Source organism: Amycolatopsis sp. CFH S0740 (genome assembly GCF_004522315.1).
GTDB lineage: Bacteria > Actinomycetota > Actinomycetes > Mycobacteriales > Pseudonocardiaceae > Amycolatopsis > Amycolatopsis nivea.
Genome location: NZ_SDLS01000005.1, coordinates 199,391 through 220,726 on the forward strand (window position 1 = coordinate 199,391; position 21,336 = coordinate 220,726).

The window sequence follows — 21,336 nt, forward strand, 5'->3', positions numbered from 1 at the left end:
GTGGAAACGCCGGGTCACGCTCTGGACATGGTCAGCCGCCACAGGATCGTGCGTTCCCGGGAACGTGCCGCGTGCAGCGGATCGGCACTGTCCGTGGCGCGTCGGTGCCTTGGCGTGGTTTCGCGGCGTCCCACGACCTTGAGGCCAGCGGCGGAGATCCGGTCGAGCAGTTCGGCACGCGTCCGCAGACCGAGGTGTTCGGCGAGGTCCGACAGGATCAGCCAGCCTTCGCCACGCGGCGTCAGATGCTCGGGCAGGCCGTCGAGAAACCGGTGCAGCATGGCGGACGAGGCGTCGTAGATCCCGAGTTCCAGCGCCGAGGCCGGGTTTCCGGGCAGCCAGGGCGGATTGCAGACGACCAGGTCAGCGCGCCGGTCGGAGGGCCACAGGTCGGTTTCGAGGACCTGGACCCGATCGGACAGGCCGAGCCGGCGCAGGTTGTCCCGCGCGCAGCGCACGGCGCGGGGGTTGAGGTCGGTCGCGACCACTTCGGCGGCGCCCCGCCGGGCGAGGATGGCGGCGAGCACGCCGGTACCGGTGCCGAGATCGAAGACGACCGGAGACCCCTTGCCCGGCAACGGTTCCTGCGCGACGAGGTCGAGGTATTCGCTCCGTGTCGGCGCGAACACGCTGTACGACGGATACAACCGCGCGCCTAATGCGTTGATATGGATGCCTTTCTGGTGCCATTGATAAGCGCTCAGGGCGCCGAGCAGTTCACGCAACGAAAGCAGCGTGCCCGGTAAACCGCCGAACGCGTGCTCGCAGGCGGCTTGGATGGCGGGGGCCCGACGGAGCTGAAGCGAATGGTCGGTTTCCACGGAGACCAGGACTTTTCCGAGCAGCGCTGCGCGTTCTGCCCGAGCGGCGCGCACCTCGGCGAAAGATCCCGCGCGCTGCGGGAGCCGCCGGTCCATGGCGCGCACGAGCTGTCGTGCGTTGGGGAAATCGCCGCGCCACAACATTCCGGTGCCAGCGCGCGCGAAACGCAGCGCGGCGGAAGCAGTCAGCCGGTCATCGACGACGACAATGCGGCCCGGCGGCGGAGTTCCGTTTCCGGAATGCCAACGGGCGGTGCGGGTGGTTTCGTTTTCGGTCCACGTGACGGTGGACATGAATGCTCCCGGGAAGGGTCGAAGGGCCAGTCAGCCGTCGACGCTTCGCAGAGAGCAGGCGAGGATTCCCGCCGGTCAAGACAGCGGCGAACCCGCGTGCTCCCGCGAAACGCGGGAGCGGCGGTCGCCGAGAACCATGCCCATCAGCACGGCACATCACTTCCTTCGAAAACTCAGTGGTGCGTAACGGAATGGTGCGTGGTGCCGGTGCTGTGGCCCTTTGTCGCGATCAAGTAGACGATCACCGCGATCACGATCAGCGCGAGCACCGCCGCGATGGCGATCTTCACCTTGCTCCACGGACGCTGGCCGTGGATCTCGCCGGTGCGGCCGTTGACGAGGATCTGCCAGTTCTTCCCGGCGTACACATAGGTCGCGACCCACACCGGCAGCAGCATCAGCTTGAAGGTGACGTTGTTGTGCTGCGTGTCGACCGAGTTCAGCCGCTGCGTGTCGCCGCCGATGTCGTACTTGCAGTCGTCGGCGATGATCGGGGCCATCCGGTTCTTCGCCTCTTCGAAGCCGTTCTCCGGTTCGACGTCGTACCGCAGCGCGAAGTGCCCGGAAAGGAACTGCGGCTGGTACGGCGCGGAATCGAGCAGCGGCCACGGCGCGAGCTTGTCCAGCTCCGGCAGCGGCAGCTGGGTGCTCGCCGGCACCAGGACGTCGTCGAAGTTCCGCGCGACCTGCCCACGCGCCGGGTACCAGCGGGTATGTCGCACCTGACGCGTCTTGCGCTCGCCGTTGTCGTAGTAGGTCTCGGTGACGTAGTAGTACTCGCCGCGCGCGCCGGTGTACACGGACACGGTCTGCGAGTCATACGTCCAGTGCGGGATGTACGTGCTCTTCGTGGACTCCGCAGTGGTGACCTTCTTCAGCGCGGTCGGCGCGAACCAGCGCGAAGACGTCCACTTCTTCAGATGCGTGCTCACCGCGGGCCGGTCGAACGCGAACGGCAGCACGCCTTCGGGCACCAGCTGCCCGGACGCGCCCGGGTCGATCACCAGTGGCGCGCCGCAGAACTGGCACATGCTGGCGGTCTCGTTGGTTTCCGTCCTCGCCGCGCATCGCTGGCACACGAAGACGTACTTGCCGATCGACCCCACCGGCTTGCGCGCGAGGTTCGCCAGCTCGGCGAACGGGATCTCGCGGATCTGCCGCTCCCCGGCGGCGATCTCCTGCCGGAACCCGCAGTACGGGCACTGCATCGCGGTCGTGCCCGGCGCGAACTCCAGCCGCGCGCCGCAACCGCCGCACGGATAGGTCGTGTTGGCCACGCCTTCCTGCTGGAAGCGCGGGTCAGTCATGGGTCCCCCAGAAGGTCGGCGCGGCTCAGGACGGCGGCAGCGGCGGCGGGGCCGCGCCGAACAGCGCCGACACCTCCGGCACCTGCGCGGCCGGGGTCCACTGCGCCATGCCTGCCTTCCACACCAGGGTGTCCCGGGCGAGCGTGCCCGAGGAGATCTGCTGGCCGAGGCCCGCGCGGTCGAACGGGCCGAGCTGCTGGCCGTTCGCGCCGACGAACCACTGCTCGCTCTGCGGCAGCGGCGGCGGCATCTGCGGCGGGGCCTGCTGCTGGTACTGCTGCTGCGGGGCCTGCTGGTACTGCGGCTGCTGGTACTGCTGCGGGGCGGGCTGCTGCTGCGGTCCGGCCGCGCGCTGGCCGAGCGCCATGCCGAGGCCGATGCCCAGCCCCTCGCCCGCGCCGCCCTGGTTGTTCGCCGCCGCCTCGATCGCGTTCGCGGACTGGAACTTCGTGTACTGGTCGAGGTCGCCGACGACGCCCATCTGGGTCCGCTTGTCCATCGCGGCCTCGACCTCGGGCGGGACCGAGATGTTCTCGATCATGAACTTCGAGATCTCGATGCCGACCTCGCGCAGTTCGAGGTTCAGCGCGTTCGCGATCTTGCCCGCGATCTGGTCCTGCTGGGTGACCAGGTCGAGCATCGGCACCTGCGCCGCGGCGATCGCGGGCCCGAGCTTGCTGATGACCATGCTGCGCAGGTAGTCCGACACCTCTTCGGTGCGGAACTGCGGGTCGGTGCCCGCCAGTTCCTTCAGCAGCGCGACCGGCTCGACCACGCGGACCGCGTAGCCGCCGAACGCGCGCAGCCGGACCATGCCGAACTCCGCGTCGCGCAGGATGACCGGGTTCTGCGTGCCCCATTTGAGGTCGGTGAACTGCCGGGTGTTGACGAAGTACACCTCGGCCTTGAACGGCGAGTTGAAGCCGTACTTCCAGCCCTTGAGGGTGGACATGATCGGCATGTTCTGCGTCTGCAGCGTGTACATGCCCGGCGGATAGGCGTCGGCGACCTGGCCCTCGTTGACGAACACCGCGGCCTGCGATTCGCGCACGGTGAGCTTGGCGCCCATCTTGATCTCGTTGTCGTAGCGCGGGAAGCGCCACACGATGGTGTCCCGGCTGTCGTCGGTCCACTCGATGATGTCGATGAACTCGCCGCGGATCTTGTCGAAGATGCCCACGTCTGACCCCTCGTCGCGTTGCCTCGTGCCCGCGGGCCACAGTACCGTGCCCGCCCCGCCGCGGATCACTCCGGCGCGGCGGCCTCCTGCCAAAAGTCCTGCTTTTGGCACTTCAAGGCGCTGGCCAGGGCGTTGCTGCAGAATTAGCCGTCTGACCTGCGGTTTTAGTCCGGTTAGGTCTGGTCGGGTCCGGGCTGATCCGTACCTGTGACGGCGTGGGAGTCGCGGGTCGCCCGGTCACTGCGAGGGCTCAAGATGAGGACTTCTTCCCTTTGCGGAGCGACAGTGCGGCCCACCCGCGGCTGGTCGCCGTTCGTCATTCCGCCGCCTCCGTAGGTGGGTTGTCCGGTTGATCCAATGGGCCATTCGGCGCCGTGTGGTCGGTATGGGCGGAGGAACGGTTTTCGATCTGCGGCGCACGGGGAGCGCTCAGCGGCTCGTGAGAAGCGGTGAGCGCGGGTTTCGCGGGGGTTGCGGTGGCCGGTGCTGTGGGCAGTATCGGCGCTGGCCTTGGCGGCTGCGGCGGTGTTGAGGCTGCGGGAACGGCGCGAGCAAACCCTGGTCGCGCTGGGGCTCGCGCGGCGACGGTCGCGGGCGGGGCGGTCATGTTGGGGGTCTCGGTGGCTGAGGAGAAACGGCAGGAACAAGCCGTCTTGGACCAGCAGCATCAGACCTTGGTGGCGCGGATTCTGCCCCGCGCGCCGGGCAGCATGGTGAACTTCTTGGTTGAGAAAATCGCCTATCCGACGCCGGACGCGGTTTCCTCGGCGTGCTTCGTTTGGTGGACGCGTGCCGTCTGACGTTCGACGCGCTGACCGACGACACCCCACACGCCGAGGCCGGTTCCCAGTTCGGGCGCTTGACCCTGCAACAACAGGGCGAAGCGTCGCGGATCGTGGCCTGTCAGCCGTGCCGGTAACGCGGATGCAGGCCGTCCTTGAGCGCGTCGCTCAGACCCAGCGTGGTCAGTTTGGTGGCGACCGCGGGGGCAGCACCAGTCCGGACTTGGTGGCTGCGGCGGCTTTGCTGAGCAGGGCCCAGGCGGATTCCATGCTGAAGTAGCTGACCTTGGTGAGATCGACAACGACGGTCGCGGACGCACGCGCGAGGGCTTCGTCCAGCGCCGAGGACAACGCAGCGGGGTCCGTTCTTCGTCGTGGGTTCGGACGGTGACGGTTTCCTGGTCGGGCGTGCTGAGTTTGATCGCGCCGTCGTCTGCGGGCTGCGGCGCTGGCTGTTCTGTCCGGTGATGGTCGACGTTCTGCGCGCCCCGCCGTTTCGGCAGGCGTTAGCGTGGAGAAATGGGCCGCCCGAGCGATACCGGCGACGGCGCGGAAATCGAGTGCGGCGCGCCGTATCCGGCCGATATGCGAGAGAAGGCGGTGTGGCTCCGGCAGACGATGGGCCAGGCGGCTGACGTGCTGGCCGCGCAGGGACTCGCGCATGACGAGATGCTGGCGGCTGGTGGTCCGGCCAATTCCCGTGCGTGGGTCGAGTACGAGGCCATGACGCGCCGTCACGCCGAGTTGCTGCTTAGGGACCCGTCTCCAGAGTGACGCACGCCCTTTTTCGGTGAACCGGTCACCCCTGCGTGACGGGTCCACTACGGTGATTCTAGGCAAGTTGCCCATGGATCGGAGAACTGTCCTTGGGCGGGCGCAGGTCATACGAGGGGTGGGCGCAGTGTCGCAACCTGGACAGCAACCGGGGTGGCTCGACGGGCTGTACTTCAACATCGGCGATGCGTTCAGCGCTGGGGACGCGGCCGGTGCCGCGATGGGCGGTGCGCCCAGCGGCCAGGGATTCACGATGAGCCGCGACGACGCAGCGGCGATGCTCACGCTGGCCAAGACCGTCCGAGAACACTTCCGCGACATGCGCCCTGAGGCGAATGAGCTGACCCGGCTGACGTCTCCGGCGGACGAGCCGACCAGCAACGGCTACACCAAACTCCTGGTCAACGAGGGCGAACCGAAGGGCGCGTTCGTCACGGGCAGGGACCAGGTCGACCAGGAGTTCGCCTATGCCGACGAGCTGGTGAAGCGGCTGGAGAAGGCGCTCGGGATCACCGAGTCGTCGGATGAGCAGGCAGCGACCGACGTCAAGAACGCAGGTAAGCAGGAAGGGGGGTTCGCGTGAGGACTGGCCGAACGCTCATGTCTGTACTGGGCGCGGCTGCGGTTGTGTCGGTTGCTGCCGGATGCTCTGGTGGTCCGGCGGCTGCTCCGGCGACTACCGCGTCGACGTCCTCGTCCGCGGCTGATGTGGCGTTGCCGCACAGCGGTGCGCCGAAGGTCGAGCATCCGCTGCCCGCGTCGGTGCTGTCCGGGCAGCCCTGCCAGGAGGCGCTGACCTCTGACCAGCTCAGCCAGATCTTCGGCACGGTGCCGCAAGGCAAACCGGACACCCTTGGCGGAATTGGTCCCGAGTGCAAATGGAACAACCTCGACTCGGGTGCAGGGCTGTCGGTTTTCTACGTGACGCAGCCGCACGACGGGCTCAGCGGCCTGTACCAGAACACGAAACCACAGGCCAAGGTCTGGCGGGAGCTGTCGCCCATTCAAGGGTTTCCGGCTGTCGCGAATTCGACGTTCAGCTCGGGCACTCAAACTGGCTTCTGCCAGGTGAGTGTGGGCATCTCGGACGAGTTGACGGTCGATGCTTCACTGACTCCCAGCGATGCCAAGAGGGCCAGCGGGGCTGATCCGTGTGAGTTGTCGGCGCGCGTGGCGGACATGGTGGTCTCGAACCTGAAGCGCAAGGCGGGTGCGTGATGGGGTTTTTCGAGATGCTTGGTGACGCGGCGAAAGCCGTGGGCGGGGCGATCGAAGACGCCGCGGACTGGGTCGGGGATCGGGCCAGCGACGTGGGCCATTGGTTCGGCGATCTCTACCACGGGAACCTTGGTGACCAAGCCGTTCCGGCGCCGGAGCTGGTGGCGAAGATCCTGGCCAGCCAGGGCGCCCAGAGCTGGCATCAGGGCGCGCAGCAGGCCACGGGCCTGGCGGGCAAGCATGACCAGGCCGGTGCCTGGGTGCAGCAGTTGAGCGCGGGCCTGGAGTCTGCGTGGACCGGGGGCGGTGCGGACGCCGCGCAGGCGCGGATCAAACCGTTCGCCGACGCCACCACGGCCGCCGCGCAGACCTACACCAGCAATGGGCAGAACCTGACCGATCTCGCGCACGGGTTCGACTCCATGAAGCAGAGCCTGCAGCCGATGCCGGGTGCTCCGCCGCACAAGAACCTCTGGGACGAGGCGACCTGGTGGAACACCGACACCGAGGACCAGATCAACCAGTACAACAAGACGGCTCAGGACAACCTCGACAAGTACCACGGCTACACCCAGCATGCCCAGACCAGCGGGCAAGGGCTCAAGACCGACTACGGCCAGCTGAGCGGGTTCGACGGCGACGTGACCGTATCCGAGCCCGACAAACACAAGACGGGCGGTCCGGACGACGGGCACGGACCCGACAACCGCTCCCGATCAGGGTTCGGGCCGTCGCGCACGGGCGGGCCTTCGGAGACCGGCGGGCCGTCGGAGACCGGCGGGCCGTCGAGCACGTTCACCCCGAGCTACCCCGGCAGCACACCTCCTCCATCAGGTTCGGGCAGCCACCTGCCGACCTACCAGCCGCCGAGCCATCCGGTGGGGACTGGGCCGGGCGACGGCACGACGGCAGCAGGGTGGACGCCGCCGGACGCCACTCGGACCACCGGCCCGGGCTCGGGCTGGGTTCCCTCGCCCTCGATCCCAGGCGGCGGCACCGGCGGCGGGAGCTCGTGGACGCCGGGGCTGGCTGGCGGATTCGGTCCGACCGGCGGATTCTCCGGGAGCGGTGGAGCCTCCGAGACCGGCGGTTCCGGTGGTCGAGGGGGAAGCGCCGCAGGTCGGCTGGGCGCCGGATCAGGTACCGGTGGTGCGGCCGAGGGCGCGGCGGGGAGAACCTCATCCGCAGCCGGCGCCGGGATTCGGGGCGCGGCCGGGGCCAAAGGATCGGCCGGAATGGGCGGCATGGGTGCCGGGGGCGGCAAGGGCAAGGGCGAAGAGGACAAGGAGCACCAGCGCAAGTACGGGCTGGAAGACGATTCCGCGTTCGACATCACCGACGACGAGGACGGCCGGTTGCGTGACTTCCGCACCGGACTCCCGCCGACTCCTCCGACCATTGGCGGCTGAAACACGCCGATGACGATCCTCGACAAGCCGGTGCGCATCCCGCGGTCGGCGTTCTTCGTTGCCTGGAGCCACCTCAGCGGGGGCACGCTCCCCGCCGTGATCGATCCGGACACCACCTACACGCCCGCGGACTTCGCCCGCGAGCTGGAGCAGCGCACGCTATCCCGGTTCGAGGCATTACGGCTGGCCACACCGGACGGACGCCTGACTCCGTCGTTCCGGGCCACGCTGGAACTGCTCGCCGCACCAGAGAAGGAGTTGTACGCCTGGACCGCGTTCGTCCACCGTCCCGACGACAACGGCGCGGTTTTCGTCGCTTCCTCAGGCGATAGCGCCGTCCGGCTGATTACTGACCATCGCTCCATCCAGCTCGACCCGATCCCGGTGCGCGAACTGGCGACGAGCCTGGTCGGCACCCTGCCCGACTACGCGCCGGCCAGGATCAGTCGACTGCGGGTGCCGATGTCCTACCTCGACGGCAGCAACGCTGACCCGCTTTCGGAAGACTCTGGTCAAGCCGACCAGATCCGCCACCTGACCCGAGCCGAACGCGCAGGCGTGCACAAGCTCTACGCCGCCATTCAGCGGGGCGCCAACCGTATCCGCAGCACCCCGCTCACCGTCTACGACCTCACCCGAAACGGCCGCATCCTCGCCTTCACCAGCACCGGCAACAACGGCAGCGAAGAAGCGACCATGTGCCCCGGCAGTCACCGGAACCTGGTGGACGCGCTCAACCTCACCCTCAACGCCCTCGGCTGACCGCACCGGCACGTCTCCTGGCGCGAACCCGGTTGCTCCAAGCCGGTCACGCCGAATTCTGCGGCTAAGTTCGAAAGGCACCGTTGAACCGAAGAAGGGCACAGTATCGCGTCGCTATTAAAGAGAGCCATCACTACGATGTTCCCGACATTGTAGCGAAACCGATTGAGGCGGGCAGTGCGGAATACCTTGCAGGGCTGACTTTCGAAACTCGGCCGGAGTAGTTGGCTATCAATGTAAGCCGGACCGGACCTTATCGCGGATCGAATTACCGGGCTGCTCACCTTCGCTGCTGTCGGCTTCGACGAGAGGGCGAGCAGCCTCTGCAGCGACAAACTGCTTTCAGTGCGGATGGTGGAATCAATCGCGCCATCCACCGGCGCTTGCGCCCTGTCGTAATCATTCGCGCGAATGCGCAGCGCAGTCGGGTCCGTCGAGGCTAGATAGCTGGAGCGTCGCGATGCTAGAGTCATGGGTAAGTCGATACCGTTGTTTAAAGCCGCTCTGTGCATGGGTGTGCGAAATCAAAATCCGTAAATGCACGTTCGAGTGTGCGCATGGCCTCCGCTTCATTTCCCAGGCGGCTTAACTCTTCGGCCTCTCGGCCCGCGACCACGCCCGTGTGGCAGGTGCGATAGTGCCCGGTACGTAGCTCTCGGCCTGTTGAAGCAGGAGGATAGCTGGAGTTGGCTTGACCTACGAGGAACGCCAGGACGGTATGCACGCGCTCCGGCATCTGATCGCTTCGGCGATGTTGGCCCGGGGAGCGAGCATCAAGGAGTTAGCGGCCTGCCTCGGCCACCACGACGAAGGGTCACGCTCAAGACCTACACGCACTTGATGGCGTCGAGCCACGACCGGGCACGAGCAGCCGTGAACGACCTGTTCAACCGTCGTCCTGACGCGGAAGAACCTCCGCTGGCAGCCTGACGGCCTGCGCTGCACAGAGCCGTCAATTTAGGGGCTGTTATGCAGGTCAGAGGCTATTTGCCAGCCAAAAGTCCTGCATGTGCGGTATGCCACCGGGCCCGTCCACCCCGCGTTGGGTGAGCAGGATCGCCACCGAACTCTTCGACGGCGTCAGGTAAGCGCTGGTTCCGGTGCCGCCGACCCAGCCGTAGCGGCCCGGGACCTGCCACGGCCGCGTCGGCGCGACGTCGACCGCGCCTCCGAAGCCCCAGCCCTGGCCTTCGAGGAAGACCGGGTTGGCTGCGATCTGTTCCGCGGTCAGCTGGTTGGCCGTCATCTGCCGGACGGATTCCTTCGACAGCAGTCCTTCCCCGTCGGAAAGGAGCATCCGGGCAAAGCGGTGCCAATCGTCCGCGGTCCCGGCCAGTCCGCCGGAGCCGGCCGGGAACGGCGGCACCTCGCGCCACTGGCCGTCCGGCGCGTCGGCCAGTTCGAGTCCGTTCTCTCCCGAGCGGTAGTAGCTGGCGAACCGGTCCCGTTTGGCGGCGGGGACCTCGAACGCGGTGTCGGCCATGCCGAGCGGCTCGAACATCCGCTCGGCGAGGAAGTCCGGCAGCGACTGGCCGGACGCGCGGGCGATCAGGATGCCTTGCAGGTCGGCGCAGGTGTCGTACAGCCAGGCCGCGCCGGGCTGGTGCAGCAGCGGGATGCGGGCCAGCCGGGCGAGCCACTCGTCGGGTTCCGGGCGCAGCCGGACCTCGCGGCCGTCGGTCTGCACCGTGCGCAGCTCCTGGACCTGCGGGAGCGAGAAGTCCGACGGGAAGCCATAACCGGCGCGGAAGGTCAGCAGGTCGCGGACGGTGATCTGCCGTTCGGCGGGCACGACGTCGTCGACCGGGCTTCGCGGCGTCCGCACGACCATGGGGGCGGCCAGTTCGGGCAGCCATTCGGCGATCGGGGTGTCCAGGCCGAACCGGCCGTCCTCGACCAGCATCAGCACGGCTGCCGCGGTGATCGGCTTGGTGATGGAGGCGAACCGGAAGATGGAGTCGCGGGTCATCGGCGCGGTGCGCTCGACGTCGAGGTGTCCCATCGCGATGACCTGCACGTCGTCGCCGCGCGCGACGAGGGCTACCGCGCCGGGGATGAACCCGGACTCGACGTGGCGGCGCAGGGCTTCGTGCATCATCGGTCGTTCCCTTCGCGGGCGGATATTCCGCGGGGTGGTCGGTGCCCGGGCCTTCCGGCGCGGATCACTCTAACGGCGCGGCGCGGTGGTCGGGTCCGATGCGGAGGACGTGCCCGGTCCAGTTTTCGCGCAGCCGCCGGTCGTGCGTGGCGGCGACGATCGCGCCCGGGCTGGTGCCGAGGGCGTCCTCCAGTTCGTCGCACAGCGTGGGGGACAGGTGGTTGGTCGGCTCGTCGAGCAGCAGCAGGTGCGGCGGGTCGGCGATGAGCAGCGCGAGCGCGAGGCGGCGGCGCTGCCCGACGGACAGCTCCCCGACCGGGCGGGAAGCTTCGCGATGGGTCAGCAGTCCCAACGAGTTCAGCGGGACTTCCGCGACGCGTTCGGGACCTAGCTTCGCGAGGTACGTGGCGCGGGCGGTCCGTTGTGGTCGGACGAAAGTGGTGTCCTGGCTGAGGATTCCGGTGGTCGTGCCAGGTTCGCGGGTGACGCCTTGTGCGTCGAGTTCTCCGGCGAGGAGCAGAAGCAGCGTTGACTTTCCCGCGCCGTTCGGGCCGGTGACCAGCAGCCGGGTGTCCGGCCGGATCTCCAGGCGGGATACGGAAAGCCTCTCCGGCAGGTGCACATTGTCCAGTGTGGCAAGGGTTTCTTGCGGATTCTCGACCGCCAGCGCGCGCGGGCGGAACCGGAGCGGCGGCGGTGGGGCGGGAAGCTGGGCGCGTTCCCGCTCGTCCAGTCTTCGCGTGGTGGCCCGGACCCGGCGCGAGATCTGGTTCTGCACCCGGCCGGACCGGCGGCCGAGGCCCATTTTCTCGTTGTCCGGCGCGAGCCGGCCCGGCGCGACCCGATGCGCGGTGACCCCGAGCGCGTCGCGCAGTTCCTCCAGTTCTTCCTGCTTCTCGAGGTACTGCCGTTCCCAGCGCTCGCGTTCGGCGCGTTTCCAGCCGAGGTACTCGGTGTAGGTGCCGCCGTGGCGCACCGGGCCGTCCGGAGCCGGGTCGAGGTCGAGGATGTCGGTGCACACCGCGTCGAGGAACGCCCGGTCGTGACTGGCGAACACCACCGTGCCGGGCAGTTCCCGCAGCTGGGCCTCGAGAAACGCGGCGGCTTCGGCGTCGAGGTGGTTGGTCGGTTCGTCGAGCAGCACCGCCGACGGACGGCGCACCAGCAGGTCCGCCAGCGCGAGCCGGCCGCGCTGACCACCGGAAAGCGAGCCGAGCGTGCGCTGTCGGTCGATGTCGGCGAGCCCGAGCCCGGTGAGCACGACCTCCGCGCGCCGGTCCGCGTCCCACGCCTCGTGTTGCTGTGCCAGGTCGAGCAATTCGGCGTACTCGGCCAGGAGCGCGGCGTCTTCGGGTTCCTCGGCGAGCCGCGCCGCGACCCGGTCGAGTCCGGCCAGCACTTCGCGGGCCGCGGCGAGGGCCTGCTCGAGGACGTCCGCGACCGTCTCGTCCGGATCGAACGGCATTTCCTGGTGCAGGAAGCCAAGGTCCGGCGGTCGCTCGACCTCGCCGCGATCCGGCGCGTCCACGCCCGCTAGCACCCTCAACAGCGTCGATTTCCCGGTGCCGTTCTCGCCGATCACCCCGATCCGGCGGCCGGGGGCGGCGGTGACCGACACTCCGTCGAGCACGCGCCGTTCCCCGAGCACCCGCACGATCTCGTGCGCGCGCAGGGCGGTCATCCCGTGATCCCGGCCGTTTCCCGGAGCTGCCCGTCGTCCAGCCGCAGCCAGCGGCCGACGCCGATCTCGGCCAGGAACCGCTCGTCGTGGCTGACCACCACGAACGCGCCCTGGTAGGCGTTGAGCGCGCTCTCCAGCTGGCCGGCGCTGACCAGGTCGAGGTTGTTCGTCGGCTCGTCGAGCAGCAGCAGCTGCGGGGCGGGCTCGGCGAAGAGGACGCACGCGAGCGTCGCGCGCAGCCGTTCCCCGCCGGACAGCACCCCGACCGGCAGATGCGCCCGCGCACCGCGGAACAGGAAGCGCGCCAACAGATTCATCCGGTCCGCGGGCAGCATTTCCGGTGCGGCGGCAGCGAGATTCTCCGCGACCGTGCGTTCGGAATCCAGCAAATCGAGCCGCTGCGACAGATACGCGATGCGCCCGTCCACCCGGCTGATCTCGCCCGCGTCCGGGGTGAGCTCGCCCTGCATCAGGCGCAGCAACGTCGACTTGCCCACGCCGTTCGGTCCGGTCAGCGCGATCCTTTCCGGACCGCGGACGGACAGATCCGCACCGTCGCCCGCGAACAGCCCGCGCACGCGAAGATGTTTGCCGTCGAACAACGTCCGCCCGGCCGGAACCGCCGTTTTGGGCAGCTCCAGACTGATCTTCTGCTCTTCTCGCAACGACCGTTCAGCCTGGTCGAGCTTGGCTTTCGCCGCGCTGACCCGCGCCGCGTGCGTACCGTCCGCCTTCGCCGCGGACTCCTGCGCGTTGCGCTTCATCGTGCCCGCGAAAATCTTCGGCAGACCAGCGCTGGACAGATTGCGCTTCGCGTTGCTGGCCCGTTTGTCCGCGCGCTCCCTGGCTTGCTGCATTTCGCGTTTCTCGCGTTTGACCTCTTGCTCGGCGTTGCGGATATTCTTTTCCGCGACCTCGCGTTCGGCCTGCACGGCCTGTTCGTATTCGGTGAAATTGCCGCCGTAGAACCGGATTTCGTCCGCGCCGAGCTCGGCGATCCGGTCCATCCGGTCGAGCAGCGCACGGTCGTGGCTGACCACGAGCAGACAGCCGGACCAGTCGGAAAGCACGTCGTAGAGCTGCTGGCGGGCGGTGTGGTCGAGGTTGTTGGTGGGTTCGTCGAGCAGCAGGACGTCCGGGCTGCGCAGCAGTTGGGCGGCGAGGCCGAGCGAAACGACCTGTCCGCCGCTCAGCGTGCCGAGCAGCCGGTCGAGCGCGAGATCGCCCAGCCCGAGCCGGTCCAGCTGCGCGCGGGTGCGGTCCTCGATGTCCCAGTCCGCGCCGATGGCGGTGAAGTGCTCCTCGGCCGCGTCGCCGCCCTCGACGGCCGTGATGGCTTTCAGGATCGCGTCGATGCCCAGCACCTCCGCGACCGTGCGGTCGGCGGTGAGCGGCAGGTCCTGCGGGAGATACCCGAGCACCCCGTCGACGGTGACACTGCCCGCGGCCGGCTTGAGCTGCCCGGCGATGAGCTTCAGGAGAGTGGACTTCCCGGCCCCGTTGGGCGCGACGAGCCCCGTGCGGCCCGCCGGGAACGTGGCGGAGAGCTGGTCGAAGACGAGAGTGTCGTCGGGCCAGGAGAAGGAGATCCCGGACAGGACGATACGAAGATCGGACATGGTGCGGCCTCGCGGTGGATCGGCAGGGAGGTGCCCCTGCTGGTGGTGGTAGTGGACGACATGGGTGGGGCCGTTCGCGACCTGCTGCCCGGCTTGCGCCTGGGCTTCCCCGATCGGCGCTTGCCTTCGGGGTGCCTCGCAGCCCGTGGGTCCAGTGGCGTACGTCGCCCGACCGGCACGGGAACCTCCACGCGCGGCTCGCGGCCGCGCAGGGATCAGCGAGGGGCCGGTGCCGTATTGGCCCGTGCCCCGGGCTCACCCGGAGATGTCGTCTTCACCTGCCACGATAGAAATCCTCTTGATCGAGTCTGCTGTCCGTCGGCCAGGATACCAGGAAGCGGAGGACGCGCATCCGAGTTCCACAGTGGACGGACTGCGATTCAGAACGTCTGCCCCAACCGCTCCAGCAACGGGGCCGCCTCCTTCAGCACCGCCAGCTCCTGCGGCGAAAACTCCGAGCCGAGCGAAGCCGCGAACTGGCGCATCCGGGCGTCCCGCCGAGCCCGCAGCACCTCGCTGCCCTCGGGAGTCAGCGAGACGATCACCTGCCGTCCGTCCGCCGGGTCGGCGCTGCGGGTGACGAAGCCGCGGACGGACAGGCCGCTGATGGTCGAGCTCATCGCCTGCGGGGTGATCTGCTCGGCGCGGGCCAGTGCGGCGGTGGTGGCCGGGCCGTCGCGGTCTAGGCGGGACAGAGCGGAGCGTTCCGGCAGGGACAGTTCGGCCGTGACCTGGCTCTGGCGCAGCCTGCGGGCGATCAGGCTGACCGCGCCGTACAGCGTCGCGGCCAGTTCGTCGGGGTCGGACATGGGAAGAGGCTAGAGCAGGTGCTCCGGGACCGCGGTGAGGTCGCCCGCGTCGGAGATCAGGCCGATATAGCCGTCGGGGCGGAGCAGGACCAGGGTGCGGTCGGCCGGGGAGTACGCGCGGGCGAGGTGGCCGGCGGAATCGGCGATCTCGTCGTCGGCGGCGGGCTCGGCGACCACGTGGAAGGTGCGGACGGGGGAGTCGAATCGGGGGCCGAAGTTCAGCAGGGTGAACTGGCCGCCGCGGGTGAGGTCGAACAGGCGGCATTTGCCGGTCGTGGTGGTGAGCCCCGGGGCGTCGGGGGCGCGGTCGCCTGCTCGGAGCTGGGCGGACTCGTCGCGGTCGTCGCGCGCCAGGGCGGAGCCGCGGTAGTTAACGCTGAGCTGGGTCGTGTCCCGGTCGCTGCGGATGGGGATGCGCTTCTGCTCGGCGGCTTCGGCCAGGCGTGCGGTCGACAGCCGCAGCACGCCGGCGGCGATCGGGCGGCGTTCGGCCTCGTAGGTGTCCAGCAGTTCCGGCACTCCGGCGGCGAGTTTCCAGCCCAGGTTGCGGGCGTCTTGGATGCCGGTGTTCATGCCCTGGCCGCCCGCGGGGGAGTGCACGTGCGCGGCGTCGCCGGCGAGGAAGACGCGGCCCTCGCGGTAGCGGTCGGCCAGCCGGGTGTTGGAGCGCCACACCGACGTCCACTCCGGTTCTTGCAGCCGGATGTCGGTGCGGCCGCTTCGCCGGTCGAAGATCGTTTGGAGGGTGGCGAGGTTGAGGCCGGTGTCGCCGAGGATGGGCGCTTGGTACTGGAACAGGTGGGTGGACGGCAGCGGGCAGAGGCTGACGAAACCTTCGTCGCAGCGCCACATGTGCCAGGCGTCGCGGTCGAGGCCGTCGACGGCCAGGTCGGCGACGATCATCCGGATCCGCTCGTCCGTCTCGCCTTCGAAGGCGATTCCGGCTTGTTTGCGCACGACGCCGCGGCCGCCGTCGCAGCCGACCAGCCACTGTGCGCGGACAGTTTCGGTCTGGTCGCCGGAGCGCAGCACTGCCGTCACGGCGTCGGCGGATTGCTCGAAACTCTCGAGCGCGGTGCCGAATTCGACCGTGCCGCCGAATTCGGCCAGCCGCAGGCCGAGGGTTTCCTCCACCCGCCACTGCGGAGTGATGACCGAGGCGGGGTACGGAACATCGGGCCGCTCCTCGAAGGCCGGGCCGCCGCTCGTCCGGCCGTCGGGGTCGGTGAGCAGGATCGGCATCGCCGACCGGCCGTTGGCGAGGATGCGGTCGATGACGCCGAGGTCGTCGAACACCTCGAGGCTGCGCGGCTGCAGGCCCTTGGCGCGCGAGCCCGGGCGGAGGCCGGGGGACGCTTCGACCAGCCGGAACGCGACGCCGCGCCGGGCGAGTTCGCAGGCCAGCGTCAGCCCGGTCGGGCCCGCGCCGACGATCAGGACCGGCACTTCCGGCGTGGACAGGTGTGCTTGCGGCATTTTCAACCCCCTGGCTCCGAAGAACTTCTGTTCGCAAGAGTAGGGAAACTTGCTAAGAAAGACAAACCTTTCTATCGTGGGCTGGGTGGCCCCTGAAACCGTGCGCCGCCGGCATGGCGAGCAGTTGGAATCCGCCTTGCTCGCGGCCGGATGGGACGAACTGGTCGAGTCCGGTTACTCGCGGCTGACCATGGAGTCGGTGGCCGTCCGCGCCCGCACGAGCGAGGCCGTGCTCTATCGGCGGTGGGCCAACAAGGACGAACTGGTGCTGGCCGCGATGCGCCGGCACCGCGACGACCACCCCATCACCGTTCCCGACACCGGAAGCTTGCGCGGCGATCTGCTCGGGTACCTGACCTCGGCGAGCGAAGCACTGGCCGGATTCTTCGCCATCGCGGCCGCCGCGGCCATCTCCGGACTGTCGGCCAGCACCGGCGCCAGCCCCGGCCAGGTCCGGGACCGGATCATCGGCGACCGGCTGCTCTCGCGAGACATGTACACGCGCGCCCACGCCCGCGGCGAGATCGACCTGACGCGCCTCCCCGGCGCGGTGCTGGAAATGCCGTTCCAGCTGATGCGGCACGACCTGCTGCTGAACCTGGCCCCGCTCCGCCCCGCCCGGATCCGGTCGATTGTCGACGAGCTCTTCCTTCCGCTCGTCCAGTCAACCGGTCAAGTTAAGCACTTAACTGTCGCTGCGGAAAATCAGCCGCGATCGACGTCGGGAGACCTTTTCCGGTCGATTCGCTGGGCGCAGCGCAAGCGGATCGAGGAATGGAGCCGCACGCGCGACCTGACCTTCGAGCAAGCCCTGGTGCTCGGGTACCTGGAGCGGCAGCCGGGGGTCATCCAGCGAGATGTCGCGGAGATGAGTTACACGACGCCCGCGAACGTCTCGCTGCTGTTGAAGGGCCTCGAACGCCGCGGGCTGGTCGAACGCCGCACCGAGGGCGGACGCAAGCGCGTCTACGCGACCCCGGCCGGAATCGACCTGGTCACCGGCCTCGACGCGGTGCTGGCCGAGGCGGAGGAGCTGGTCTTCGCCCCGCTCGACCGGGACGAGCGGGCCGGGCTGGAGAGGTTGGTGGGCAAGATCAACGCGCACCTGGCCGGGGGCTCGTGAGTGGCGTTGCCGGTTCTAACCGGCATCGCCACTCACGAGCCGGAACGCGCCTCGCAGCCCCAAGACGCCCCGGCTCACCCCCGCGTCCGCCGCAGACTCCGTTTCCCCATCACCGCCAGCACCGGCTTCACCGCCAGCCACTCCCCGAACCGGTAATCCCGCCCGGGAACCAGCCGCTCCGCCAGATCCGGCCGGTGCCGTCGCAGGTAATGCCGCGCCTTCTCCGCGTGCAAAGAATCCGAGACGATCTTGATCCGGTCCGCGTCCTCGATCAACGGCACCGCACCCAGCACGTTCTCCCGCGTCGACCGGCTCTCGGTTTCGAGCATTAGCTCGCCACGGTAGCCGTACTCCCGGGCGTACCGGGCCATCAGCGCGGCTTCGGTCTCCGTGCCGCCGACGGCTCCGCCGCACAGCACCAACCTCGACGGGCCCGGCGCCTGCGAACGTACTGCCGCTCGCACTCGCCAGCGATTCACGAAATTGGCCCGCGACCCGCGGTTGCGGTAGCCGAGCACGACCACTGCCTCGCCGGTGCCCGACGTTCCGGGGCGGTCGCCCATTCCGCGGCGCGAGGAGCGCCAGTGTTCCCATTCGGCCCAGCTGAACACCACGACGAAAAGCATCAGAAAACGGCGCGCCACTCACCCGATCCTACCAGTGTCCACAAAGGACAAACAAGGGAACGGAAGAACGCACGTCTGGAACTTGTCGATCGGCGAAGGTACTGTCACACGAACCGCTACGTCGCCGTCCGGTAGTCGGGAGGAGCAGTGTCGCTCGGAGGGATACCGTCGCAGGGCTCCGCTGTCCTGCGTCCGCCGATCGCCGATTCGTGGCGCCGGTCCCGGCTGTTCGGCGTCGAGCCGGAGCTGGACCGGGGCGCGATTTCGATCGGCGAGGTCGATCCGCGCAGCAGGCTGATGACCGCCGCCCGTCCGGTGCTGGACCAGCTCGTCGAGCAGCTCACCGGCACCCGGTTCTCGATTCTGCTCGCCGACCGCGACTGCCGCCTCGTCTTCCGCTGGTTCGGCGACCGCGGCCTGCAGCACCAGCTGGAAGAACTCGGCGTGCTGCACGGTTCGCAGCTCAGCGAGGGCCGCGTCGGCACGAACGCGCTCGGCACGCCGCACGAATCGCGCCAGGCGGTGGAAATCCACGGCCAGGAGCACTACGCCGACGCGTTGAAGCGGTTCAGCTGCTACGGCCATCCGATCCGGCATCCGCTCACCGGCCGGATCGAAGGCGTCCTCGACATCACCGGCGAAAGCGACAGCAGCAATCCGCTGTTCGGGCCGCTGGTGAAACGCGTCGTCGGCGACATCGAGCAGCTCGTGCTGGAGAGCGCCCGCGCCTGCGAACGGCGGCTGTTCCTGGCGTTCCAGCAGGCCACGCACCATCGCAGCGTCCCGGTCGCGGTGCTCGGCGGCGATCTCGTGTTCGCCAACGAAACCTGCATCGAACATCTTCGCCCCGCCGATCCGACCCTCTTGCGCACGTTGCTGCCGCAAGTGCCGGAACGCGGAGTATTCGACACTCGCCTCGATGTGGGTGACGGAATCAGTCTTTCGGTCGTAGCCGAACGCGTGGAGGGTTCGACAGACGGCGCCGTTTTCCGCATCGCGCGGAGCACCAGCAGCACCCGAAAACTCGTCCCCGCACCGGCAAAAACCACGCGCTCGGTCCTCATCACGGGTGAACCCGGCACCGGCCGGACGACCGAAGCCCGCGCGCGAGCCGGCGTGGACGATCCGGTCGTCCTGCACGCCGCGGCCGCGCTGCGCGAGGAACCACGAGACTGGGCAACAAGATTCGCTGACCTCGTCGCGCAGCCGCGCACCGCCGTCGTCCTGGACGACGTGCATCTGCTCCCGGAAAGCCTGCTCCCGTTGGTCGGCGAGGCGCTCGACAACCCGGGATCGGCCCGGTTGCTGCTCACTTCCGTCCCCTCGGACGCAATGTCCCCAGCCGTAGCGGCGATCGCGGCGAGATGCGCGGAAACCGTCACCCTCGCCCCGCTGCGCGAACGCCTCGACGACCTGCCCGCGATCGCCACGGCGATGCTCCGCGACGAATATCCCGACCGGAAACCGCACTTCACCGGCACCGCGCTGGCCGCGCTGCGGACGCATCCGTGGCCGGGCAACCTGCACGAGCTGCGCGCGGTGCTGCGCGAGGTGTCCCGCCTTCCGTACACGGGGGTGATCGACCTCGCCCAGCTGCCACCCGCGTGTCGCGGCAGTTCCCGCACGAGGCAGCTCGGCGGGCGCGAACTCGCCGAACGGAACGCGATCGTCACGGCGTTGCGCGCCAGCGAGGGCAACAAGCTGCGCGCGGCCCGCGAACTCGGCATCAGCCGCACGACGCTCTACCGCCGCATGCAGGCGCTGGGCGTGACCGACGACTGTCCACTTCTGTAACACTTCGCCCCCGGTCCGCCGGGTGACGATGACCTCCGTCACAACGAAGTGAGGAGGCGCCAGGTGACCGCAACGGTGGAATTCCCCCTGCACACCCAGGTCCGGGAGTTCGTGTCCGGCCCGCTGGAGCTCTTGATCGGCGGGCGCTGGGTCCCGGCCGCGTCGGGCCGCACGTTCCCGACCTACGACCCGGCCACCGGGGAGAAGATCGCCGAGGTCGCCCACGGCGAGGCCGAGGACGTCAACCGCGCCGTCGCCGCCGCGCGCAAGGCGTTCGACGAGGGCCCGTGGGCCGCGATGAAGCCGAACGAGCGCGAACGGCTGATCTGGCGGATCGGCGATCTGCTGTCCGAGCGGGCGGAGGTCTTCGGCCAGCTGGAAGCGCTCGACAACGGCAAGTCCGCGGCGATCGCGACCGCCGTGGACACCGGCTGGGCCGCCGACGTCTTCCGCTACTACGCGGGCTGGGCGACCAAGATCGAAGGCAGCACGGTGAACGTGTCGATGCCGTTCGCGCCGGACGCGCAGTTCCACGCCTACACGCTGCGCGAGCCGGTCGGCGTGTGCGGGCAGATCATCCCGTGGAACTTCCCGCTGCTGATGGCCGCGTGGAAGATCGCGCCGGCGCTCGCCGCGGGCAACACCGTGGTGCTCAAGCCCGCCGAGCAGACGCCGCTGACCGCGCTGCTGCTGGGCACCCTGTTCGAGGAAGCCGGATTCCCGCCCGGCGTGGTCAACATCGTCACCGGTTTCGGCGACGCCGGGGCCGCGCTGGCCGCGCACGACGGCGTCGACAAGGTCGCTTTCACCGGTTCGACCGAGGTGGGCAAGAAGATTGTCCAGGCGGCGAGCGGAAACCTGAAAAAGGTTTCGCTGGAGCTGGGCGGGAAGAGCCCGAACGTGGTGTTCGCCGACGCCGACCTCGACCTCGCGGTGCCCGGTTCGGTCAACGCGTGGATGTTCAACCACGGCCAGTGCTGCGTCGCCGGGACGCGGCTGTACGTGGAGGACACGATTTTCGAGGAGTTCACCCAGGCGGTCGCGCAGGCGGCGAGCCAGGTGAAGATCGGACCGGGCCTCGACCCGGAAACTCAGCTGGGCCCGATGGTTTCCCAGGAGCAGTTCGACCGCGTTTCGCGCTATCTCGGCGAAGGGCTCGCCGACGGCGCCCGCGCGCTCACCGGCGGAAAACGCTGGGGCGACACCGGATACTTCATCGAGCCGACCGTTTTCGTTGACGTGAAACCGGAATTCAGCATCGTCCGGGAAGAGATCTTCGGCCCGGTCGTGGCGGCCATGCCGTTCAACGCCGAACAGGGCGTGGCCGCCGCGGCCAACAACAGCGAGTACGGACTCGCCGCCGGGGTCTGGACACGCGACGTCGCGAAGGCGCACCGTACTGCGAAGGAACTGAAGGCAGGCTCGGTGTGGGTCAACCAGTACAACGGCTTCGACACGGCGATGCCGTTCGGCGGCTACAAACAGTCCGGCTGGGGCCGGGAACTGGGCGCGGCCGCGCTCGACCTCTACACGCAAACCAAGTCCGTGAACATCGCGCTGTGA

The 21,336-nt window shown here is 68.7% G+C and carries 20 protein-coding genes; 10 read left to right on the forward strand and 10 right to left on the reverse strand.

Annotated elements, in window-relative coordinates:
• Positions 1 to 14: 14 nt before the first annotated feature.
• The 3 genes from EIZ45_RS11350 to EIZ45_RS11360 form a co-directional block, all read right to left on the reverse strand.
• On the reverse strand, positions 15 to 1,115 hold the full coding sequence (locus EIZ45_RS11350; protein WP_134665000.1) for a class I SAM-dependent methyltransferase: 1,101 nt from the start codon (positions 1,113 to 1,115) through the stop codon (positions 15 to 17).
• A 173-nt stretch (positions 1,116 to 1,288) separates the two neighbouring features.
• The gene (locus tag EIZ45_RS11355) at positions 1,289 to 2,422 is read right to left on the reverse strand and encodes a hypothetical protein (RefSeq protein WP_037810495.1); all 1,134 of its coding nucleotides are present in this window, start codon (positions 2,420 to 2,422) and stop codon (positions 1,289 to 1,291) included.
• A 25-nt stretch (positions 2,423 to 2,447) separates the two neighbouring features.
• The gene (locus EIZ45_RS11360; RefSeq protein WP_134664998.1) at positions 2,448 to 3,602 is read right to left on the reverse strand and encodes an SPFH domain-containing protein; all 1,155 of its coding nucleotides are present in this window, start codon (positions 3,600 to 3,602) and stop codon (positions 2,448 to 2,450) included.
• A gap of 620 nt (positions 3,603 to 4,222) precedes the next feature.
• Between EIZ45_RS11360 and EIZ45_RS11365 the strand changes: the two genes are divergently transcribed.
• The gene (locus EIZ45_RS11365) at positions 4,223 to 4,402 is read left to right on the forward strand and encodes a hypothetical protein (RefSeq protein WP_134664995.1); all 180 of its coding nucleotides are present in this window, start codon (positions 4,223 to 4,225) and stop codon (positions 4,400 to 4,402) included.
• A gap of 165 nt (positions 4,403 to 4,567) precedes the next feature.
• On the opposite strand, the gene EIZ45_RS46080 is transcribed toward EIZ45_RS11365, so the two are convergent.
• A complete protein-coding gene (locus EIZ45_RS46080; protein WP_158714436.1) occupies positions 4,568 to 4,735 on the reverse strand; it encodes a hypothetical protein in 168 nt (55 codons plus the stop codon).
• A gap of 168 nt (positions 4,736 to 4,903) precedes the next feature.
• Here EIZ45_RS46080 and EIZ45_RS11370 point away from each other — a divergent pair, with 168 nt between their 5' ends.
• The 6 genes from EIZ45_RS11370 (at position 4,904) to cutA (ending at position 8,771) form a co-directional block, all read left to right on the forward strand.
• Positions 4,904 to 5,158, forward strand: a complete 255-nt coding sequence (locus EIZ45_RS11370) for a hypothetical protein (RefSeq protein WP_051728752.1) — start codon at positions 4,904 to 4,906, stop codon at positions 5,156 to 5,158.
• 127 nt (positions 5,159 to 5,285) lie between these two features.
• Positions 5,286 to 5,741, forward strand: coding sequence for a hypothetical protein (locus EIZ45_RS11375; protein ID WP_134664993.1), 456 nt, complete (start codon positions 5,286 to 5,288; stop codon positions 5,739 to 5,741).
• Positions 5,742 to 5,758: 17 nt separating this feature from the next.
• Positions 5,759 to 6,376, forward strand: coding sequence for a DUF3558 domain-containing protein (locus EIZ45_RS11380; RefSeq protein ID WP_078870352.1), 618 nt, complete (start codon positions 5,759 to 5,761; stop codon positions 6,374 to 6,376).
• Entirely contained in the window at positions 6,376 to 7,785 is a 1,410-nt protein-coding gene (locus EIZ45_RS47505; RefSeq protein WP_134664991.1) for a hypothetical protein, read from the forward strand. The genes EIZ45_RS11380 and EIZ45_RS47505 overlap by 1 nt, the downstream gene beginning before the upstream one ends.
• 9 nt (positions 7,786 to 7,794) lie before the next feature.
• Positions 7,795 to 8,547 (forward strand): ESX secretion-associated protein EspG, encoded by a 753-nt coding sequence (locus EIZ45_RS11390; RefSeq protein WP_134664989.1) that lies wholly within the window; start codon positions 7,795 to 7,797, stop codon positions 8,545 to 8,547.
• Between the two features lie 83 nt (positions 8,548 to 8,630).
• Positions 8,631 to 8,771 carry a divalent cation tolerance protein CutA gene (cutA, locus tag EIZ45_RS11395; protein ID WP_134664987.1) on the forward strand — a complete coding sequence of 47 codons (141 nt, stop codon included), beginning with the start codon at positions 8,631 to 8,633 and terminating at the stop codon, positions 8,769 to 8,771.
• A gap of 752 nt (positions 8,772 to 9,523) precedes the next feature.
• On the opposite strand, the gene EIZ45_RS11405 is transcribed toward cutA, so the two are convergent.
• The 5 genes from EIZ45_RS11405 to EIZ45_RS11425 form a co-directional block, all read right to left on the reverse strand.
• Positions 9,524 to 10,645 carry a serine hydrolase gene (locus EIZ45_RS11405; protein WP_134664985.1) on the reverse strand — a complete coding sequence of 374 codons (1,122 nt, stop codon included), beginning with the start codon at positions 10,643 to 10,645 and terminating at the stop codon, positions 9,524 to 9,526.
• A 64-nt stretch (positions 10,646 to 10,709) separates the two neighbouring features.
• Positions 10,710 to 12,326 (reverse strand): ABC-F family ATP-binding cassette domain-containing protein, encoded by a 1,617-nt coding sequence (locus EIZ45_RS11410; protein ID WP_134664983.1) that lies wholly within the window; start codon positions 12,324 to 12,326, stop codon positions 10,710 to 10,712.
• Positions 12,323 to 13,945 (reverse strand): ribosomal protection-like ABC-F family protein, encoded by a 1,623-nt coding sequence (gene abc-f, locus EIZ45_RS11415; protein WP_037810485.1) that lies wholly within the window; start codon positions 13,943 to 13,945, stop codon positions 12,323 to 12,325. The genes EIZ45_RS11410 and abc-f overlap by 4 nt, the downstream gene beginning before the upstream one ends.
• Positions 13,946 to 14,325: 380 nt before the next feature.
• Positions 14,326 to 14,754: a MarR family winged helix-turn-helix transcriptional regulator gene (locus tag EIZ45_RS11420; protein ID WP_134664981.1), complete on the reverse strand. Its 429-nt coding sequence runs from the start codon at positions 14,752 to 14,754 to the stop codon at positions 14,326 to 14,328.
• Between the two features lie 9 nt (positions 14,755 to 14,763).
• Positions 14,764 to 16,230, reverse strand: coding sequence for an FAD-dependent oxidoreductase (locus EIZ45_RS11425; protein ID WP_043836691.1), 1,467 nt, complete (start codon positions 16,228 to 16,230; stop codon positions 14,764 to 14,766).
• An 85-nt stretch (positions 16,231 to 16,315) separates the two neighbouring features.
• Here EIZ45_RS11425 and EIZ45_RS46455 point away from each other — a divergent pair, with 85 nt between their 5' ends.
• Positions 16,316 to 17,353 (forward strand): TetR/AcrR family transcriptional regulator C-terminal ligand-binding domain-containing protein, encoded by a 1,038-nt coding sequence (locus EIZ45_RS46455; RefSeq protein ID WP_205670039.1) that lies wholly within the window; start codon positions 16,316 to 16,318, stop codon positions 17,351 to 17,353.
• Positions 17,354 to 17,427: 74 nt separating this feature from the next.
• On the opposite strand, the gene EIZ45_RS11435 is transcribed toward EIZ45_RS46455, so the two are convergent.
• A complete protein-coding gene (locus EIZ45_RS11435) occupies positions 17,428 to 17,997 on the reverse strand; it encodes a YdcF family protein (protein ID WP_235146997.1) in 570 nt (189 codons plus the stop codon).
• Positions 17,998 to 18,126: 129 nt separating this feature from the next.
• On the opposite strand from EIZ45_RS11435, the gene EIZ45_RS11440 reads away from it, so the two are divergent.
• Both EIZ45_RS11440 and EIZ45_RS11445 read left to right on the forward strand, forming a co-directional pair.
• Positions 18,127 to 19,773: a sigma-54-dependent Fis family transcriptional regulator gene (locus EIZ45_RS11440; protein WP_134664979.1), complete on the forward strand. Its 1,647-nt coding sequence runs from the start codon at positions 18,127 to 18,129 to the stop codon at positions 19,771 to 19,773.
• 63 nt (positions 19,774 to 19,836) lie between these two features.
• The gene (locus EIZ45_RS11445) at positions 19,837 to 21,336 is read left to right on the forward strand and encodes an aldehyde dehydrogenase family protein (RefSeq protein ID WP_134664977.1); all 1,500 of its coding nucleotides are present in this window, start codon (positions 19,837 to 19,839) and stop codon (positions 21,334 to 21,336) included.

Bases quoted from the DNA above. Each gene is read 5' to 3' on its own strand.
- EIZ45_RS11350 (WP_134665000.1), bottom strand. From the start codon at position 1,115: ATGTCCACCGTCACGTGGACCGAAAACGAAACCACCCGCACCGCCCGT.
- EIZ45_RS11355 (WP_037810495.1), bottom strand. From the start codon at position 2,422: ATGACTGACCCGCGCTTCCAGCAGGAAGGCGTGGCCAACACGACCTAT.
- EIZ45_RS11370 (WP_051728752.1), top strand. From the start codon at position 4,904: ATGGGCCGCCCGAGCGATACCGGCGACGGCGCGGAAATCGAGTGCGGC.
- EIZ45_RS11380 (WP_078870352.1), top strand. From the start codon at position 5,759: ATGTCTGTACTGGGCGCGGCTGCGGTTGTGTCGGTTGCTGCCGGATGC.
- EIZ45_RS47505 (WP_134664991.1), top strand. From the start codon at position 6,376: ATGGGGTTTTTCGAGATGCTTGGTGACGCGGCGAAAGCCGTGGGCGGG.
- EIZ45_RS11390 (WP_134664989.1), top strand. From the start codon at position 7,795: ATGACGATCCTCGACAAGCCGGTGCGCATCCCGCGGTCGGCGTTCTTC.
- EIZ45_RS11405 (WP_134664985.1), bottom strand. From the start codon at position 10,645: ATGATGCACGAAGCCCTGCGCCGCCACGTCGAGTCCGGGTTCATCCCC.
- EIZ45_RS11410 (WP_134664983.1), bottom strand. From the start codon at position 12,326: ATGACCGCCCTGCGCGCGCACGAGATCGTGCGGGTGCTCGGGGAACGG.
- abc-f (WP_037810485.1), bottom strand. From the start codon at position 13,945: ATGTCCGATCTTCGTATCGTCCTGTCCGGGATCTCCTTCTCCTGGCCC.
- EIZ45_RS11420 (WP_134664981.1), bottom strand. From the start codon at position 14,754: ATGTCCGACCCCGACGAACTGGCCGCGACGCTGTACGGCGCGGTCAGC.
- EIZ45_RS11425 (WP_043836691.1), bottom strand. From the start codon at position 16,230: ATGCCGCAAGCACACCTGTCCACGCCGGAAGTGCCGGTCCTGATCGTC.